This is a genomic window from Sphingobacterium sp. UBA7253 (assembly GCF_002472745.1).
Classification (GTDB): Bacteria; Bacteroidota; Bacteroidia; order Sphingobacteriales; family Sphingobacteriaceae; genus Sphingobacterium; species Sphingobacterium siyangense.
This window is the reverse complement of the sequence record NZ_DKSP01000244.1, coordinates 53,795-56,073: the sequence shown is the minus strand read 5'-3', so window position 1 is coordinate 56,073 and position 2,279 is coordinate 53,795. Positions and strand designations below refer to the sequence as shown.

Below are 2,279 nucleotides of genomic sequence, written 5' to 3'. Positions count from 1 at the left end.
CAACCTACATTGGGTCAGATCGCTTCTCATGTTTACATGAGTGAAGCTCATTTTCAACGCATGTTTACCGCATGGGCAGGTACAAGTCCCAAGAAATTCTTACAGTACGTAAGTATAAATTATGCAAAATCATTGCTCAAGGAAAATAACATTGCTGAAACAACATTCCAGCTTGGCCTTTCCAGCAGCAGTAGACTTCATGAACTATTTATCAACATTGAGGGGATGACTCCCGCTGAATATAAAAATGAAGGCTCCAATTTATTGATTTCCTACGCGTATTATCAGAGCTTATTCGGCACAATGCTAATTGCATCCACCTCAAAAGGTATTTGTCATATTGCCTACGCGGATGATAACATAACAGCTTTTGACGCTCTTCAGCAACGATTTCCGAACGCAACATACCTACAACAGGGGAACAGCATGCATGAGAATGCACTCAGCGCATTAAATCCCCAAGATAAAGATATCCGTCAGGTAAAATTACATTTAAAAGGCACTGATTTTCAATTGAAAGTCTGGGAAGCTTTATTAAAAATCCCTATGGGTAACTTAAGCACTTACGGTGCTATCGCTTCTCAAATCGGAAACCCCAAAGCTTCCCGTGCTGTCGGCACAGCTGTCGGAAGCAATCCGATAGCTTACCTTATCCCCTGTCATCGTGTTATACAAAACAGCGGTATATTTGGTGGTTACCGATGGGATCCAATGCGGAAAACAGCGATGATCGGATGGGAGACTTTACATACGGCAATTTAGTAAATACACACAATACGATAACATGGAACTTTTCGACAATCTCTTCGATGGCAATAGAAATCTACTTCCTTACGATGGAACTGTCAATTATTATGGTAAAATACTGCCTCCACAGGAAGCAAACCACTATTTTGACAGACTCATGGACTCGATCGAATGGGTAAATGACCGTGCCATTATTTTTGGAAACGAAATCGTCACCAAACGAAAAGTGGCTTGGTATGGCGACCAGGCTTTCGAATATAGCTATTCCAACACCACTAAAAGGGCGCTTCCCTGGACAAAGGAACTTCTTGAACTGAAAAAGATTGCCGAACAACAAACACAGGAGACGTATAATTCCTGCCTGTTGAATCTTTATCACAATGGCGACGAAGGAATGGCCTGGCACAGTGACGGTGAAAAAGACCTCAAAAAAAATGGAGCAATTGCTTCTTTAAGCTTTGGTGCTGAACGAAAGTTTGCCTTTAAACATAAAACGAGCAAAGAAAAAATAGACATCATCTTGGGCCATGGAAGTTTATTGGTGATGAAAGGTCTTACACAAACGTATTGGTTGCATCGGCTTCCACCGACAAAAAAGGTGTTCAGTGCACGAATTAATCTGACATTTCGATGCATCGATCAGCTGTAATCTTACAGCCCCAGGGTAAGGCTTACAGGAATGGACACCTAGTTGTAGGCAGACTTCAACAGCATTCAGTCACCAATCGTGTCAACCTTTTCAAACATAAAGGCTGACACGATCGATCGGGTTATTTAATAACGTCCCAGCTGTTGTCCTTGGCGGTGTAATCCATAAAAATGCCACCGTCCAAGGTAATATTTTTCACCTTTTTAGTCGAAGTCCAAGTCAGGATTACCTGTTTTTCATTGTGTTGCCAAATTGACGGAGTTTGATGTTTTGTCTCCACCGATCCATCCGTATAGGTAATCAACACATCAAACGGAATTGCAAATCCCCCGATATTGGTGATCGTCAGTGTATTTTTACCAGCAAGCTGTTTAAAACCATTCACCTTAAGGTCAATGTAATTATTGGTGAAATACCAATTTTTCCAATACCAGTTTAAATTCTGCCCAGCTCCAGCATTGATGCTATAAAAGAAGTCCCAAGGCGTCGGATGTTTTCCATGCCATAGCTCCATGTAATGGTGTAGTGCTTTTTTAAACAGTTCATCACCCAGGTAATCCCGTAACGCAATATAAGACAATGCGGCCTTGATGTAGGCATTGTTGCCGTACCCTAAACCACTCAACTGAGAGGTCATGGTAATCAAGGGTTGGTCTTCTTCGGTAGAGGGGTCAAAGATATAGCGCTTTACACGGGCATCTTTGAAAAGTTCTTTATTTTTTTCGGCACCAATCTCCGCATTTCCAATCCAGAATTCCAATGCAGTAGCCCAGCCTTCATCCATATAACCGTATCGCGTCTCATTGATACCCATGTAAAAAGGGAAATAGGTATGTGCAATTTCATGGTCTGCTGTTTGCCGTGCATCCACAAGATTATCTGG

General features: G+C 41.9%; 3 protein-coding genes. 2 read left to right on the top strand and 1 reads right to left on the bottom strand.

Translation table 11 applies throughout. The features are described from left to right. Both B2X72_RS25585 and B2X72_RS25580 read left to right on the top strand, forming a co-directional pair. Window positions 1-762 (top strand): methylated-DNA--[protein]-cysteine S-methyltransferase (locus tag B2X72_RS25585; RefSeq protein ID WP_286852028.1); only part of this gene is annotated, 762 nt, incomplete at its 5' end. Window positions 763-784: 22 nt separating this feature from the next. Further along, window positions 785-1,396, top strand: coding sequence for an alpha-ketoglutarate-dependent dioxygenase AlkB family protein (locus B2X72_RS25580; RefSeq protein ID WP_075993961.1), 612 nt, complete (start codon window positions 785-787; stop codon window positions 1,394-1,396). A gap of 121 nt (window positions 1,397-1,517) precedes the next feature. Here the strand turns inward: B2X72_RS25580 and B2X72_RS25575 are convergent. Continuing rightward, window positions 1,518-2,279 (bottom strand): M1 family aminopeptidase (locus B2X72_RS25575; RefSeq protein WP_286852027.1); only part of this gene is annotated, 762 nt, incomplete at its 5' end.